16 protein-coding genes and 1 pseudogene are annotated in these 13,953 nt (G+C 69.3%); 10 read left to right on the top strand and 7 right to left on the bottom strand.

The window, feature by feature from the left end:
* Positions 1-81: 81 nt before the first annotated feature.
* The 3 genes from BT364_RS28970 to BT364_RS28960 form a co-directional block, all read right to left on the bottom strand.
* Entirely contained in the window at positions 82-852 is a 771-nt protein-coding gene (locus tag BT364_RS28970) for an IclR family transcriptional regulator (protein WP_107408330.1), read from the bottom strand.
* Between the two features lie 243 nt (positions 853-1,095).
* On the bottom strand, positions 1,096-1,308 hold the full coding sequence (locus BT364_RS28965; protein WP_072488273.1) for a DUF5326 family protein: 213 nt from the start codon (positions 1,306-1,308) through the stop codon (positions 1,096-1,098).
* Between the two features lie 148 nt (positions 1,309-1,456).
* Positions 1,457-1,774, bottom strand: coding sequence for a cupin domain-containing protein (locus BT364_RS28960; RefSeq protein ID WP_072488196.1), 318 nt, complete (start codon positions 1,772-1,774; stop codon positions 1,457-1,459).
* Between the two features lie 66 nt (positions 1,775-1,840).
* On the opposite strand from BT364_RS28960, the gene BT364_RS28955 reads away from it, so the two are divergent.
* The 4 genes from BT364_RS28955 (at position 1,841) to BT364_RS28940 (ending at position 5,037) form a co-directional block, all read left to right on the top strand.
* Positions 1,841-2,218, top strand: coding sequence for a phage holin family protein (locus BT364_RS28955; protein WP_072488195.1), 378 nt, complete (start codon positions 1,841-1,843; stop codon positions 2,216-2,218).
* Positions 2,219-2,283: 65 nt separating this feature from the next.
* Entirely contained in the window at positions 2,284-3,408 is a 1,125-nt protein-coding gene (locus tag BT364_RS28950) for a cystathionine gamma-lyase (protein WP_072488194.1), read from the top strand.
* Positions 3,409-3,597: 189 nt separating this feature from the next.
* Positions 3,598-4,494, top strand: coding sequence for a LysR family transcriptional regulator (locus BT364_RS28945; protein WP_072488193.1), 897 nt, complete (start codon positions 3,598-3,600; stop codon positions 4,492-4,494).
* 63 nt (positions 4,495-4,557) lie between these two features.
* The gene (locus BT364_RS28940) at positions 4,558-5,037 is read left to right on the top strand and encodes an NUDIX domain-containing protein (RefSeq protein ID WP_072488192.1); all 480 of its coding nucleotides are present in this window, start codon (positions 4,558-4,560) and stop codon (positions 5,035-5,037) included.
* Between the two features lie 36 nt (positions 5,038-5,073).
* On the opposite strand, the gene BT364_RS28935 is transcribed toward BT364_RS28940, so the two are convergent.
* The gene (locus BT364_RS28935) at positions 5,074-6,255 is read right to left on the bottom strand and encodes a globin domain-containing protein (protein WP_072488191.1); all 1,182 of its coding nucleotides are present in this window, start codon (positions 6,253-6,255) and stop codon (positions 5,074-5,076) included.
* Positions 6,256-6,578: 323 nt separating this feature from the next.
* Between BT364_RS28935 and BT364_RS28930 the strand changes: the two genes are divergently transcribed.
* The gene (locus BT364_RS28930; RefSeq protein ID WP_072488190.1) at positions 6,579-7,106 is read left to right on the top strand and encodes a DUF2269 domain-containing protein; all 528 of its coding nucleotides are present in this window, start codon (positions 6,579-6,581) and stop codon (positions 7,104-7,106) included.
* A 5-nt stretch (positions 7,107-7,111) separates the two neighbouring features.
* A complete protein-coding gene (locus BT364_RS28925) occupies positions 7,112-7,978 on the top strand; it encodes a GNAT family N-acetyltransferase (protein ID WP_072488189.1) in 867 nt (288 codons plus the stop codon).
* 31 nt (positions 7,979-8,009) lie between these two features.
* Here BT364_RS28925 and BT364_RS28920 read toward each other — a convergent pair whose 3' ends face one another.
* A complete protein-coding gene (locus tag BT364_RS28920) occupies positions 8,010-8,435 on the bottom strand; it encodes a GlcG/HbpS family heme-binding protein (RefSeq protein ID WP_072488188.1) in 426 nt (141 codons plus the stop codon).
* An 82-nt stretch (positions 8,436-8,517) separates the two neighbouring features.
* Positions 8,518-9,729 carry an MFS transporter gene (locus tag BT364_RS28915; RefSeq protein WP_072488187.1) on the bottom strand — a complete coding sequence of 404 codons (1,212 nt, stop codon included), beginning with the start codon at positions 9,727-9,729 and terminating at the stop codon, positions 8,518-8,520.
* 141 nt (positions 9,730-9,870) lie between these two features.
* Here BT364_RS28915 and BT364_RS28910 point away from each other — a divergent pair, with 141 nt between their 5' ends.
* The 3 genes from BT364_RS28910 (at position 9,871) to BT364_RS28900 (ending at position 12,065) form a co-directional block, all read left to right on the top strand.
* A complete protein-coding gene (locus tag BT364_RS28910; RefSeq protein WP_072488186.1) occupies positions 9,871-10,338 on the top strand; it encodes a MarR family winged helix-turn-helix transcriptional regulator in 468 nt (155 codons plus the stop codon).
* Positions 10,339-10,417: 79 nt separating this feature from the next.
* A complete protein-coding gene (locus BT364_RS28905; protein WP_072488185.1) occupies positions 10,418-10,870 on the top strand; it encodes a GNAT family N-acetyltransferase in 453 nt (150 codons plus the stop codon).
* 31 nt (positions 10,871-10,901) lie between these two features.
* Positions 10,902-12,065: a winged helix DNA-binding domain-containing protein gene (locus BT364_RS28900; protein ID WP_072488184.1), complete on the top strand. Its 1,164-nt coding sequence runs from the start codon at positions 10,902-10,904 to the stop codon at positions 12,063-12,065.
* A gap of 38 nt (positions 12,066-12,103) precedes the next feature.
* Here BT364_RS28900 and BT364_RS28895 read toward each other — a convergent pair whose 3' ends face one another.
* Positions 12,104-13,486, bottom strand: a complete 1,383-nt coding sequence (locus BT364_RS28895) for a serine hydrolase domain-containing protein (protein WP_072488272.1) — start codon at positions 13,484-13,486, stop codon at positions 12,104-12,106.
* 131 nt (positions 13,487-13,617) lie between these two features.
* Here BT364_RS28895 and BT364_RS28890 point away from each other — a divergent pair.
* Positions 13,618-13,953: pseudogene (locus BT364_RS28890) on the top strand (ATP-binding protein); the annotation flags it as partial.

Below are 13,953 nucleotides of genomic sequence, written 5' to 3'. Positions count from 1 at the left end.
GAATCTGGCCAGGAATGATCCCCCATGGCCCTATTGACGCCATCGTGGTGCACGCGATAGCAGATCACAAGGAGTGATTTTTCAGATACTGATAGAGAACACGAACGAACGCAAGAGGTTGGCCACTTCGCCACGTAGTTGTTCGACTGCGGGGAGCAATCGACTTTCCTGTTCCAGGGGTACGGAAATCGCCATCGCGGCGGCGGTGAATCCGGCTGTGATCGGGATGGCCGCGCAGACCGTGCCCAGGGCGTACTCCTGTCGCTCGATGACAGGTTCCATCCGTCCCAGCGACCGCAGTCGTTCGAGGAGCGCCGCGCGGTCCTTCACCGAGTAGCGGGTCAGCGGACGCACAGGGTGACGGTCCAGATGGTCCTCGCGGGCCTTCTCGTCGAGCTGGCTCAGCAGGCACTGGCCGATCGCGTGGGCGTGCCCGGTCTCCCGGAAGGACGCCCATTCGTCGACGGCGGGATTGGCGGGGGTGTCGGCGACCGCGACGAGCTCGATCTCGCCCTCGCGGTAGACGGCGCAGTACACCGGTGCGCCGATGATGTCCCGCCAGCGGTCCAGCGACTCGGCCATCCTGCTGCGGCGATTCTGCAACGCCCCCTCGCCGACCAGGCGTTCCGCCGCGGTCCCCATGAGGAAGACGCCGTTCTCCCGGCGCAGATAGCCTTCATGCGTCAGGGTGCGCAGCAGATGGTAGGCCGTGGGAAGAGGAAGGCCCGCCTCCCTGGCCAGTTGCTTCGCGGGCGCCCCGTCACGATGGGCGACCACGGCTTCCAGCAACCTCAGCGCTCGCTGCACCGAACCGATCAGCGTCGGGGCAGCAGTGCTCGATGCCGTGGTCAACAGTCACCCCCAGGCATGGTGACGGGTGGTCAGCCCGCCTGTGGGGGCCGCCCCCACGGGCTGCCGCATGGCTGGGGTCCGGAGACCGAACGCCGTACAAACCACTGGTCATTGTGGTGACGGACTGCTAATTCCCAGGCGCTGGCAGCGAACTGCCACTGTATCGGCAGGGTCCGCGAGGGGCGTCGTTTCGCCTTCCGCTTAGCTCACCTGGGCTAACGCCCCGGCCGGTCTCCGATCGTCCTACCAGTCGCCGCGCGAGGAGGACGATGACATGAACTTGCGTACGACGAAGATGAGCCCACCGACCAGGATCACGAAGACCAGGACCTTGAAGAGCACCTCGATCACGAACCCGAGCACGCTGGCGATCAGACCGCCGAACACGACGATCGCGATGACCGGCACCGCGATCCACTTCACCCACCAGGGCATCCCAGCGAATATCTCCCGCACGGCCATCGTCCCTACCTCGTCTCCTTGAGTTCCTGCTTCGATGCTAGGGGCGCGGAGGGGGCCGACGGGGGCCGCGCAGCCCTTGAAGTCCCCTGATCGACCCCTGAGGGATCCCTGAGACAGGACCCTCTCCCTCCGGTGGACCGGCTCAGCTCTCCGGCGGGGAGAAGACCACCATCACCCGCAGGTCCTCGGTGATGTGGTGGAACTTGTGGGCGACACCGGCCGGTACGTACACCACGCTTCCTCTGCCCACCTGCGTGGTTTCCATGCCGACCGTGATCGAGGCACGGCCGCTGACGACGAGGTAGACCTCGTCCTGGTTGTGCGGCTGCTGCGGGTCGAGCTCACCGGCATCCAGCGCGTACAGGCCGACGGACATGTTCCGTTCCTTCACGAACTGCAGATACGCGCCGTCGTTGGCGGCCCGCTCCGCTTCCAGCTCGTCCAGTCTGAATGCCTTCATGGCCTGCGCCCCTTGCCTCTGCACTGCCGGTGTCCGCCACCGATCACGTCTGCCACGATCAGACACATGAAGAATTTCGTAGTCAAGACGATCGCCAACGCAGGTGCGCTGGCCGTGGCCATCTGGCTGATCCAGGACATCACGCTGAACGGTGGCAGCACCGGCCGCAAGGCGCTCACGCTGATCCTGGTCGCCCTGCTCTTCGGCCTGGTGAACTTCGTGGTCAAGCCGATCGTGAAGCTGCTGACCCTGCCGCTCTTCATCCTCACGCTCGGGCTGATCACGCTGGTGGTCAACGCGCTCATGCTGCTGCTGACCTCCTGGCTGGCCGGTCTGTTCGACCTGAGCTTCCACGTCGAGGGCTTCTGGACCGCCGTGCTCGGCGGCCTGATCATCTCGATCGTGTCCTGGGCGCTGAACGTGGTTCTGCCCGACGAGGACTGATCCGAGGCCTGCTGAAACAGTGCAGGCAGGGCCAGTGGCACACCGGAGAGAAGTGAGGGAGCGGTATGAGCACCACGGGTGACGGAACCCGGGCGGTACGGGCCGGGCTGCCCGAACCGGAGCAGTTCGAGCCCACTCTGCCCGGTCCGGTCTTCGCCGCGCACTTCCATCTCTCCGGTGAACCGACCGGTCCGTACACCTACGGCCGGGATACCAATCCGACCTGGACCCATCTGGAACGCGCCATCGGCGAGCTGGAGGCACCGGGGGAGCCCGTCGAAACCACGGTCTTCGCCTCCGGGATGGCGGCGATCTCGGCCGTGCTGCTGTCCCAGGCACGCACCGGCGACGTGGTGGTGCTGCCCGACGACGGCTATCAGGCCCTGCCGCTGGTGCGTGAGCAGCTGGAGGCGTACGGGGTCGAGGTACGGACCGCGCCCACCGGTGGCGATGCCCAGCTGGCGGTGCTCGAAGGCGCCAGGCTGCTGTGGATCGAGACCCCGTCCAATCCCGGACTCGACGTCTGCGACGTGCGCCGGCTCGTCGAGGCGGCGCACTCGGCCGGCGCTCTGGTGGCCGTCGACAACACCCTCGCCACACCGCTCGGCCAGCGCCCGCTGGAGCTGGGGGCCGACTTCTCGGTGGCCAGTGACACCAAGGGCATGACCGGGCACGGGGACATCCTGCTCGGCCATGTGACCTGCCGCGATCCGAAGCTGACAGCGGGAGTGCGGCGCTGGCGCAAGGTGGTCGGCGCCATTCCGGGCCCCATGGAGGCCTGGCTCGCGCACCGCTCGCTGGCCACGCTGGAGCTGCGGATCGACCGTCAGTGCGCCACCGCCCTGACGCTGGCGGAGGCGCTGGGCAAGCGGCCGGAGGTGACCGGGCTGCGGTATCCCGGGCTGCCCACCGACCCTTCGTATCCGAAGGCCGTACGGCAGATGCGGCGCTTCGGCTCCGTGGTGTCGTTCGTACTGCCCGACCGCGCACGGGCCGAGCGCTTCCTGACCGAGCTACGGCTGGTCGAAGACGCTACGAGTTTCGGAGGTGTGCGCTCCACCGCCGAGCGCCGGGCCCGCTGGGGCGGTGACGCCGTGCCCGAAGGCTTCATCCGTTTCTCGGTCGGCGCGGAGAACCCGGCGGACCTGGTGGCGGATGTGGAACGGGCGCTGGACGCGGCGCTGGGTTAGGCAACAGCGATTCGGGCGGTCCGAGCCTCCCCCCTCGTGGCTCGGACCGCCCCGGTTCCCCCTGCGAAGAACCGCCCGAACAAGGCTAGTTGACTCTCCGTCAGTGTCCAATCACGGTAGCGACAGAGACCTATCGACATATTTATAGTTGTACGGGTCCGAAGCGTCGCGAGGGTGGGAGGACAAGACATGGACCTGGCCCTGCTGCGCACGTTCCTCACGGTGCACCGGGCCGGCTCCTTCACCAGGGCCGCCGCCCTGCTCGGCCTCTCCCAGCCGGCGGTCACCTCACAGATCCGGACCCTGGAGCGGCAGCTGGGCCGCCCGCTCTTCCTGCGCAAGGCCCGCGGCGTGACCCCGACGACCATCGGCGACGAACTTGCGCACCGGGCGGCGCCCCATCTGGACGCGCTGATCGAGATCACCGAGACGGGACTCGACGAGGAGTCGGGCGTACGGACCCTGCATCTGGCCGGACCGCCCGAGTTCACCTCGATGCGCGCCCTGCCGGCGCTCGCCCCTCTCGTCGGCCAGGGCCTGGCCCTGCGCAGCTCCTTCTTCACCGGCGCCGAGGAGGCACTGGAAGGGCTGGCCGCCGGACACCACGACCTGGCCATCGCGACGGCCCGTCCGCGCGGTGGGCTGCTCTCCGCGACTCCGCTCTGCGACGAGGAGCACGTGCTGGTCGCCGCGGCGCGCTGGGCCGGGCGCCTCGGGCCCGGAACCCTGCGGCACAAGGGGCCCGTGGTGCTGGACCAACTGCCGGTCGTGGAGGTCCACGAGAGCCTGCCGCTCGTCTCCCGCTACTGGGCCTCGGTCTTCGAGAGCCGGCCGGCCGTCGCGGGGGCCGTCATCGTGCCGGATCTCCGGGCGGTCCTGGAGTGCGCCGCGGCGGGCGCCGGACTCGCCGTGCTGCCGCGCTATCTGTGCGAGAGAGCACTGGAGCGGGGCGAGGTCGTGGCGCTCCTGGACCCGCCTGTGCCTCCCCTGCGCACCTACTTCCTGGCCGTGCGGACCGGCACGCTCGCACTGCCCCACATCGCGCGGGCGCACGAGTGGCTGCTGCGGGCCGCCACCGACTGGTGAGCACAGGACGGCCCGGCACCCGTCCGGTGTTTCAGAACCGGTTCCGCGGGCCACGCTCTTGCCATGACCGAACGTCCTGTGGTCAAGCGCACCGCACGCGCCATCCTGCTCGACGGCAACGACCTGATCCTCATCAAGCGCACCAAGCCCGGGGTGGATCCCTACTGGCTCACGCCCGGTGGCGGGGTCGAGCCCGAGGACGCGACCGTCGTCGACGCCCTGCACCGCGAGGTGGACGAGGAGCTCGGCGCCAAGATCACCGATGTGGTCCCCTGCTTCGTCGACACCGTGGAGCACATCGAGGGCGGCGGGGTGAAGGGTGTAAAGGTCCAGCACTTCTTCGTCTGCCGGCTGGAGTCGATGGACCCGGCCCAGCGGCACGGGCCCGAGATCGACGATCCCTGCGGGGAGTACGACATCGTGCGGGTGCCGTTCAGCCGGATGGGGATCGCCGCCGTCCACCTCGTGCCGCTGTCGCTGCGGCACTACCTGGACGGCAACATCGAGGGCGTACGCGCGATGCACGCGCCCGACCTGGGCTGACCGCCGCCGCTCCGGGCGCGATGGCGGCCGTCGTGGTCAGGCGGGGCCGGTCGTGGTCAGGTCCTCGATGAAGTCGTGCCGGATGCGCTCGGCGGGCATGCCGGTGCCTCTGAGCGCGTCCACGCCACTGCGGATCATGCCGGGCGGGCCCGAGAGGTAGGCGTCGTACTCGTGCCACGGGCCGCGCTGCCGCACCGCCTCGGGCAGCAGTCCCCTCATCAGGCCTCTTGCCGTTTCCGGACCGGTGGCGACCACCGGCCGCACCACGAGCCAGGGAAAGGTGTCCTGGAGCCGCATCATCGTCTCGATGTCGTACAGGTCGTGATCGCTGCGCGCTCCGTAGAAGACCTCCACGGGACGCCGGTCGCCATGCGCCGCGACATCCTCGACGAGCGCCTTGATGGGGGCGATGCCGGTGCCCCCGCCCAGGCAGAGCAGACCGTTGTGGGTGGAGTGGTCGACCGTCATCGAGCCCGTGGGCGGGCCGAGGCGAAGGATGTCCCCGGGCCGGGCCCGGTGCACCAGGGCGTTGGAGACCCAGCCGGCCGGGACCGCCTTGATATGGAAGGTGAGCAGGCCGTCGGGGCGGGGCGCCGAGGCGAAGGAATAGTGCCGCCAGACCCGGGGCCACCACGGGGTCTCCACGGCCGTGTACTGGCCCGCGAGGAAGGGATAGGCCTGGTCGGGACAGAGCGTGAGCACCGCTATGTCGCGGGTCCTGAGGTCGTGTGACACCACCTCCGCGTGCCACAGGGCAGGGGCCCGCTGCTCGTCCTCGGCGGCCGCGTCGATCATGATCTGCGATATCGCGGTGTAGGCGCGCACCCAGGCCGCCTCGGTCTCGCCGTCCCAGGTGGTGGTCGCGTAGCGGCTCAGGGCGCCCATGAGCGCCTCCCCCACCGCGGGATAGTGCATGGGCAGCGTGCCGTACTTGCGGTGTCCCCGGCCCAGTTCGCCGAGGTACTCGGCCAGCGAACGCGGATCGTCCAGCCGGTCGGCCGCGGTGAGGATCGCGCGGAGGAGCCGGTCACGCTGGACGTCCATCGCGACCGGGAACAGGTCACGCAGTTCGGGGTGACGTATGAAGAGCAGCGCGTAGAAGTACGAGGTCGCCTGGTCCGCGACAGGCGAGATCTCGGTCAGGGTGTGATGGATCAGGACCGCGTCGGCAGATCTGTGCGTTCCGTCTTCGGTCCACCCGGTGGCCGGAGCATCCATACTGTGCCTCGCCTCGTACGTCTCGTGGTCGCCTTACGCACCGGAACTGCCCGCGGTTACTTGTCCGCGGACGCGGTCGGGCCCTGCTGACGGTCGCCGGTCGGCCACTGCCCGCGGTCCCCCGGCACAGCATGCCTTGTGGGGGACACGGGCGGGCCGTGAACCCATGACAGGCGCCCATGAGCGCATCCGTACCCGCCGAGGCGGCAATTCACCTGCCGGTCAGGGCCGCAGAGGAGAGCGTTCTGTACTCCGAGGCCAGTACGCGCGATTACTCCCGTTGTCGGACGCCCGATCGCCCCGCTCCTGGCACCGTGTTTCACGTGAAACCACTCAAGCGCTCCGCTCGCCGCAGCCTCCTCGTGGCGCATGTCGCGGTATCCGTCGGCTGGCTGGGACTGACCGTCGGACTGCTGGCCCTCGCAATCACGGCCTTCTCCACCGCGGACCCCGCCACCGCACGGGCCGCCACCCGCGCCATGAAGGTCTTCGGGGACTGGCTGATCGTGCCGGTCGCCCTGTTCTCGCTGTTCAGCGGTCTCGTTCTGGCACTCGGTACGCCATGGGGGCTGGCCAGGCACCGATGGGTCTGGACGAAGTTCTGGCTCACCCTGATCACCGTGGCGCTGTCCGTCTTCTCCCTGCGGCCCGGCATCGACGAGGCAGCGACGCGTGGCACCGTCGATGCCGACCTGGTGGTCGCTCCGTCCGTGGCAACGGCGGCCTACCTCTTCATCACCGCGATATCGGTGCTGAAGCCATGGGGACCGACCCGGCGCAGCCACCGGCTGCGCCGCTCGGCCGGAGCCGGTAAAGGGTTGGACGAGCGAACACCGCGTCGGACAGCCTGACCTCCATGCCCAGCTCACTGCTCCGCCCGACAGCCGAATTGCCCCTCCGGCGCCTCACCCAGGATGACCTGGTCGCCTGCGCCGATCTCTGCGAAGACCGTGGCTGGCCACGCGATGAGCACCGGTGGGGCCTGCTCCTCTCCGCCGGAACCGGCTACGGCGTGGACGATCCCGGGGGCAAGGGGCTGATGGCCAGCTGTGTGGTGACCTCCTACGGCCCGCAGCTGGCCGCCATCGGCATGCTGCTCGTCGCGGAGCGCTACGCGCGGCAGGGGGTCGCGCGGCATCTGATGAACCGGGTGATCGCCGAGTCCGGAGACACACCGCTCAGCCTCTACGCGACAGCCGCGGGGCAACCGCTCTACGAGCAGCTCGGCTTCTCGGTCGTGGGCCGCTCCCAGCGGGTCACCGGCTTTCTCCGGCCGACCGACGACGGATCCGCCGTGACTGTTCGCCCGGCCACAGCGGAGGATCTGCACGCCATGGTCCGGCTGGACTCGGACGTCTTCGGTACCGACCGGACCCATGTCCTCGCCCGGCTGCCCGCGTACGCCGACCACATCCGGGTCGCCCAGAACGAGGGACAACTCATCGGATACGCGGCGGCCTGGCCGAGCGACGGGGCCCATGTGGTCGGCCCGCTGATCGCCCACGACACCGCCACGGCTCAGGCACTCGTCGCCTCTCTCGCGGAGGCGACCGATCGGCCCCTGCGCGCCGACATCGACGCGCGCCATACCGAACTGCTCGGCTGGTTCGAGGAGTCCGGCCTGCGGCCCGGCTCCGTGACCACGGTGATGACCCATGGGATCTCGGACCTGCCGGGCGACTGGACCCGTCGCTTCGCCCCGCTGACCGTGGCGACGGGCTGACCGCGGAGACCTGCGCGGCCTGAGGAGTGCGTCAGACGAGAGCCTTCACGGCGGCCGACGCGAAGCCGTGATCCTGGTCGGGGGCGCCTCCGCCGACGCCGATGGCGCCGATGAGCCGGCCGTCGCGGTGGACAGGAACGCCTCCGGCGATGAAGAGCAACGGCCGGTCGAGGGCGGTGGGCAGTGTGTGGAAGAGCCCGCCGGGCTGGACCGCGTCGACGAGGTCGGCCGTGGGGGCGTTGAGCTGGAGGGCCGTGTACGCCTTGCGGGTACTGGTCTCGCCGGCGATGAGGACGGCCCGGTCGTCCCGCCGGAAGGCCAGCAGGTGGCCGCCCGCGTCGAGGACGGTGACGGCAACCGCGACACCTGCGGCCTCGGCAGCGGTATGGGCCGCATCGACGAGCGCTTCGGCGTCCGGGGTAGTCAGTGGGGCGACGGCGACAGTGTTGGTGTTCATGGGGGGGCTCCTTGGTGCGATGTGGCGCGGTGCGGTGAGGTGCCGCACCTGTGGGAGGGGATGTCTGCGCGGGAGGGGGATCTCAGCGCCGGGCTGCGGGGGCAAAGGTAGGTTCAGGGGTGTGCCGGGCGACGAGCCTGCTGGGCGTGACCGTGCGGCGTTCCAGCACACCGGAGACGACCGCGAGGGCCAGGGCGGCGGCAGCCAGAGCCGCGCCGACCCAGTTGGGAGCGGTGTAGCCGAGGCCCGCCGCGATGACGAGGCCACCGAGCCACGCCGAGAGCGCGTTGCCGAGGTTGAAGGCACCGATGTTGGCCGCGGAGGCAAGGGTCGGAGCTTCGGCCGCCTGGTCGAGCACCCGCTTCTGCAGCGGCGGCACGGTCGCAAAGCCCAGGCCACCGATCAGCGCGATGGTGACGGCTGCGGCGATCTTGTTGTGAGCAGTCAGCGTGAACAGGGCAAGAACCACGGAGAGGGCGCCCAGCGACACGTACAGCAGGGGCATCAGATGGCGGTCGGCGAATCTGCCGCCGATCAGATTGCCGCCCACCATGCCCAGTCCGAGGAGGACCAGCAGCCAGGTGACGGACGACGCGGAGTATCCGGCGATCCCGGTCATCATCGGAGTGATGTAGGTGATCGCGGCGAAGACTCCGCCGAAGCCCAGGACGGTCATCGCCATGGCGAGCAGGACCTGCACATTGCGGAACGCGGCCAGTTCGTCGCGGAGCCGTACGCCCTCGTGACGTGACTGTTCGGGGACGAGCCCGGCGACACCGAGAAGGCCGATCACACCGATCACGGCGACGACGAAGAACGTGGTCCGCCAGCCGGTGCTCTGTCCGATGTAGGTGCCCAGCGGTACACCGACGAGATTGGCCACGGTGAGACCGGTGAACATCATGGCGATCGCCCCGGCCTTCTTCTGGGGAGCGACCAGGTCGGCCGCGACGACCGTTCCGATGCCGAAGAAGGCGCCATGGGCGAGTGAGGCGATCACCCTGCCGGCGACCATGACACCGAAGACCGGGGCAACCGCGGAGACGACGTTGCCCACGACGAACAGGCCCATGAGCAGCATCAGCATGCGCTTGCGGGTGACCCGGGTGCCGAGGGCCGTCATCAGCGGGGCGCCGAGGACGACGCCGAGGGCGTAGCCCGTGACGAGGAACCCCGCGGTCGGGATCGAGACCTGGAAGTCCGCGGCAATCTCGGGGAGCAACCCCATGATCACGAACTCGGTGGTCCCGATACCGAAAGCCCCTATGGCGAGGGCTAGGAGCGCGAGCGGCATGGGTTTCACCTTCCCTGAAGATTGCATCTGCGCCTTACAAGCGCTCACAATAATTGCAGACGCCGATTAATTGCAAGCGCGGTCTATTGCGGCAGTCGCCTATCCTGGTGGCAAGCGGCTCCTACACGGAGGAGAGACCCCATGACAGCGACAGATCCCGCACTGACCGCCCTCTCCCAGGGCTGGTGCGCTCTCTCCTTGCTTCACGGAAAGATCGAGGCCCGCATCGAGCGGGCGCTGCAGTCCGGGCACGGGCTGAGCGTGCGGGAGTTCTCCCTGCTCGGCGTCCTGAGCAGGCAGCACAACGGCCCCGGTGGGCATCTCCAGATGAAGCAGGTCGCGGACGCGGTCGTGCTCAGCCAGAGCGCCACCACCCGCCTGGTCACCCGCTTGGAGGACCGCGGACTGCTGATGCGGTATCTCTGCGACACCGATCGCCGCGGCATCTACACCGATGTCACTGATGCCGGCCTCGCCCTGCTCGCCGAGGCCCGGCCGACCAATGACAGCGCGCTGCGCGCGGCGTTGGACGAGGCCGCGAAGTCCCCCGAACTGGCCCCGCTGGTCAGGGCGGTCGAGGAGCTGAAGGCCCCCGTGCAGGTCGCCTGAGTCACCGCGTGGTCGCCAGGGGCCTGCGAGGCCGGACAAAATCCCGCGCTGCCCGGACGATCTGCGTACCCTGCCGATCATGAGCGATCTGGAAATACGGCCGGCTGCCCTCGACGACATCCCCGCGATCGTGGCCATGCTCGCCGATGACCCGCTGGGTGCACAGCGTGAGTCGCCGGACGACTTGGCCCCGTACCACGCCGCGTTCCGGCGGCTGGTGGACGACCCGAACCAGCACCTGGTCGTCGCCGTGCGCGAGGGCCGTGTCGTCGGAACCCTGCAGCTGACCGTGATTCCCGGACTTTCCCGGCGCGGCTCGACCCGCTCGGTCATCGAGGGCGTACGCATCCATGCCGACGAGCGCGGCAGCGGCCTCGGCACCCTGCTGATCGAGTGGGCCGTGGACGAATCCCGGCGCCAGGACTGCCAGTTGGTCCAGCTGACGTCGGATGCGACCCGGACCGACGCCCATCGCTTCTACGAGCGGCTCGGCTTCACCGCCAGCCATGTGGGCTTCAAGCTCGCACTCTGATCGCACTTCGGAATCCGGGAAGGGGTCGTCCATGCACCGCATCAGTGACGAGCAGCGCAGGATCAGGCTCGGCCGACGCCATCTCCTGGCCCCGTCCCTACGAACCGCATCCCCGGTCTCCGTGGCCGACGCGGTCGTAGCGCTGCACGCAACCGATGCCGCTACCGTCTTCCTCTCCACCTGTGCCCGCCTGTCCGAGGCGGGCATCGTCCCGGTGGAGCAGGCTCTCTACGGGGACGTCTCGCTGATCCGGCAGCTCTCCATGCGGAACACCCTCTTCGTCGTGTCGCGGGAACTCGCCCCTTGCGTCGACGCGTCGAACGCCAGGGCCGTGGCCGCCAAGGAACGCCGGACCTTCCTCAAGCACCTCGCGGACGACGGGAACGGTCTGGACGAGCGCTGGCTCGCCGACGCCGAACAGCAGACCCTGGCCACTCTCGCCGACCGTGGCACCGCCACCGGCACCGAACTCTCCGTCGCCGTGACCGCTCTGCGTACGAAGATCACCGTCTTCCCCGGCAAGAAGGCCGAGGGCGTGCAGGGCGTCGCCTCCCGTGTCATCCGGATCCTGGCGGCCGAAGGCCGCATCCGCCGGGACCGGCCACGCGGTTCCTGGACCTCCAGCCAGTTCCGCTGGACAGCCTCCGAGCCCTGGCCGGCCGATGACCCCGCACAGGCACGGGCCGAGCTGGCCCTGCGATGGCTCCGCTCCTACGGTCCGGCGACCGAGGCCGATCTCAAGTGGTGGACGGGCTGGGGGCTGGGCCAGGCGCGCAAGGCACTGGCAGCCGTCGGGGCCGAGGAGGTCCGGCTGGACAACGGAGCGGTGGGATGGGTGCTGCCGGAGGACATGGAGCCGGAACCGGCCCCGGAACCCTGGGCCGCGTTGCTTCCGGCTCTCGACCCCAGCGCCATGGGATGGGCCGATCGCGCGTTCCACCTGTCGGCCGGGCACCGGGAGGCTCTCTTCGACCGGTCCGGCAACATCGGCCCGACCGTGTGGTGGAACGGGCGGATCGTGGGCGGCTGGGCCCAGCGAGCCGACGGCGAGCCGGTCTGGCGGCTGCTGTCCGACATCGGCCGGGACGCTTCCGCCGCGATCGAAGCGGAAGCATCCCGGTTCTCGCAATGGGTGGGTCAGGCACGGGTCACTCCGCGCTTCCGCACCCCGCTGGAACGGGAGTTGACGGCCTGAACCGACCGCCCCCTCCCGTTTCACGTGAAACGTGACGCTCAGGCTCCCAGGCCCCGCCATCCGCCCTCGTCCACACCGCCGGGAACAGCTGCGGCCGGGTCGTACGGCTCCCGCGTGAAGACGAACGAGCCCAGATCGAGATGGTTCACGCTGCCGTCGCTGTTCCGGACCACCCGCAGCGTCTCCCCCGCGTAGTAGCCGTCGAGACCGATCCAGGTGCCGTCGGGCTGTGCGGTGAACCGGGCGCCGCGGCCGGCACCCTGCAGGGGCGCCAGCTCCAGCCCGCCGCCCGAGGCCATCCGCAGGACATTCGGGCGCGTGCCCCAGTACCAGGGACCGGTCAGCGCGAGAAGCTCGGCATCCACCTCCGGCAGCGGGCGCCAGGGCTCGGGGATGCGGGGCTCGGACTCGGCCACGATGTTCACGAGGTCGGCGGCCAGGCCACCGATCATCAGACCCGACGTCGTGTTGGTGAGCGCGACGGCCGCCACATCGTCCTCGACACTGATCCACAGGGCGGCCAGGAAGCCGGGCAGCGAGCCCGTATGTCCGATGAGCGTGCGGCCGCCGATGTGCGCCACCTGAAGCCCCAGACCGTAAGCGAAGTGCCAGTCGCCGTGCTCGGCCGGTGCGGACGGCTCGCGCATCTGCTCCACGGAGTCGGCGCAGAGCACCCGGTCGTCCCCCTCGGCCAGGAGGGTTGCGAAGCGCAGAAGGTCGTCGATGGTGGACCAGAGCTGGCCGGCCGGGGCCATCAGCCCAAGATCCTCGGCCGGTTCGGGCAGCATGACGTCGGCCCAGGGATGCACGGCCCAGCCGCCCGCGTGCGGCGCCTGCGGGTGGAGGCTGGTGCGGTTCATGCCGAGCGGTTCCAGGATCTCGCGTCGCAGCACCTCCGCCCAGCTCGCCCCGCGCACCTTCTCGACCAGGGCGCCCAGCAGCGTGTAGCCGGGGTTCGAGTAGTGGTGACGGTGCCCCGGACTGTACATCCGCGTCTCCTCGCCGAGCACATCGGCCAGCTCGGGCCGCAGCGTGCCCGGGGTCCGCTCCCACCAGGGCCCGGGCGCCTCGGCACCGAGTCCCGCACTGTGTCCCAGCAGTTGGTGGATCGTCACATCACCGACGTCGGTGCCGGGCAGATGCTTCTCCAGCGGATCGTCCAGGTCGAGCAGGCCCTCGTCACGCAGGCGCAGGACCAGCACCGCGGTGAAGGTCTTGGTGAGGGACCCGATCCTGAACTGTGTGTCGTTGTCGGGAGCATGGCCGTCCACGCAACTGCGGGATCCGCTCCAGACGGTCCGCCCCTGCCGCTGTACTGCGGCAACGAGCGAGGGCGCGCGGCCTTCCGACTGCGCGGTGGCGATGCAGTGCAGCAGAGCACGCTGCGTCCCCGGGAGCAACTGTTCGGATGAGAAGGTCATGCTCAAACAACTACCCGCAGAACCAGGCGGTGGCGACTCCATTTCACCACCCACGAGCCCACACGCACGCTCTGTTCTGCCGACGGTGAAGACCGGCCCGACCGGGCTCGACCGTCACTACGGTCCAGTAACTCGACCCCAGGAAGGTCAAGGACCTGGCCACCCTCGCGTTCGTCGAGGCCAGGGCCAATGTTGCTCTGCTGGGCCCGCCGGGAGTAGGGAAAACACACCTCGCGGTCGCCCTGGCGGTCGCCGCCTGCCGGGCCGGCTACACGATCTACTTCACGACCCTCGACGACATGGTCCGCCAGCTCAAAGCCGCCGACTCCATCGGCCGCCTGGCCAGCAAACTCCGCACCTACCTACGGCCCAACGTCCTCGTGGTCGATGAGGTCGGATACCTCCCACTGGAACGTGACGAGGCGAACCTCGTCTTCCAGATGCTCTCCAAGCGCTACGAAAAGGGC

Source organism: Streptomyces atratus, from assembly GCF_900119365.1.
GTDB classification, from domain to species: Bacteria; Actinomycetota; Actinomycetes; order Streptomycetales; family Streptomycetaceae; genus Streptomyces; species Streptomyces atratus_B.
Note: the sequence above shows the minus strand (reverse complement) of the source record. Positions and strands in the feature narration are given on the sequence as shown.

Coding starts and splice junctions, on each gene's coding strand:
- BT364_RS28915 (WP_072488187.1), bottom strand. CDS start 9,729: ATGCCGCTCGCGCTCCTAGCCCTCGCCATAGGGGCTTTCGGTATCGGG.
- BT364_RS28920 (WP_072488188.1), bottom strand. CDS start 8,435: ATGAACACCAACACTGTCGCCGTCGCCCCACTGACTACCCCGGACGCC.
- BT364_RS28955 (WP_072488195.1), top strand. CDS start 1,841: ATGAAGAATTTCGTAGTCAAGACGATCGCCAACGCAGGTGCGCTGGCC.
- BT364_RS28940 (WP_072488192.1), top strand. CDS start 4,558: ATGACCGAACGTCCTGTGGTCAAGCGCACCGCACGCGCCATCCTGCTC.
- BT364_RS28945 (WP_072488193.1), top strand. CDS start 3,598: ATGGACCTGGCCCTGCTGCGCACGTTCCTCACGGTGCACCGGGCCGGC.
- BT364_RS28895 (WP_072488272.1), bottom strand. CDS start 13,486: ATGACCTTCTCATCCGAACAGTTGCTCCCGGGGACGCAGCGTGCTCTG.
- BT364_RS28935 (WP_072488191.1), bottom strand. CDS start 6,255: ATGGATGCTCCGGCCACCGGGTGGACCGAAGACGGAACGCACAGATCT.
- BT364_RS28910 (WP_072488186.1), top strand. CDS start 9,871: ATGACAGCGACAGATCCCGCACTGACCGCCCTCTCCCAGGGCTGGTGC.
- BT364_RS28960 (WP_072488196.1), bottom strand. CDS start 1,774: ATGAAGGCATTCAGACTGGACGAGCTGGAAGCGGAGCGGGCCGCCAAC.
- BT364_RS28950 (WP_072488194.1), top strand. CDS start 2,284: ATGAGCACCACGGGTGACGGAACCCGGGCGGTACGGGCCGGGCTGCCC.
- BT364_RS28905 (WP_072488185.1), top strand. CDS start 10,418: ATGAGCGATCTGGAAATACGGCCGGCTGCCCTCGACGACATCCCCGCG.
- BT364_RS28925 (WP_072488189.1), top strand. CDS start 7,112: ATGCCCAGCTCACTGCTCCGCCCGACAGCCGAATTGCCCCTCCGGCGC.
- BT364_RS28900 (WP_072488184.1), top strand. CDS start 10,902: ATGCACCGCATCAGTGACGAGCAGCGCAGGATCAGGCTCGGCCGACGC.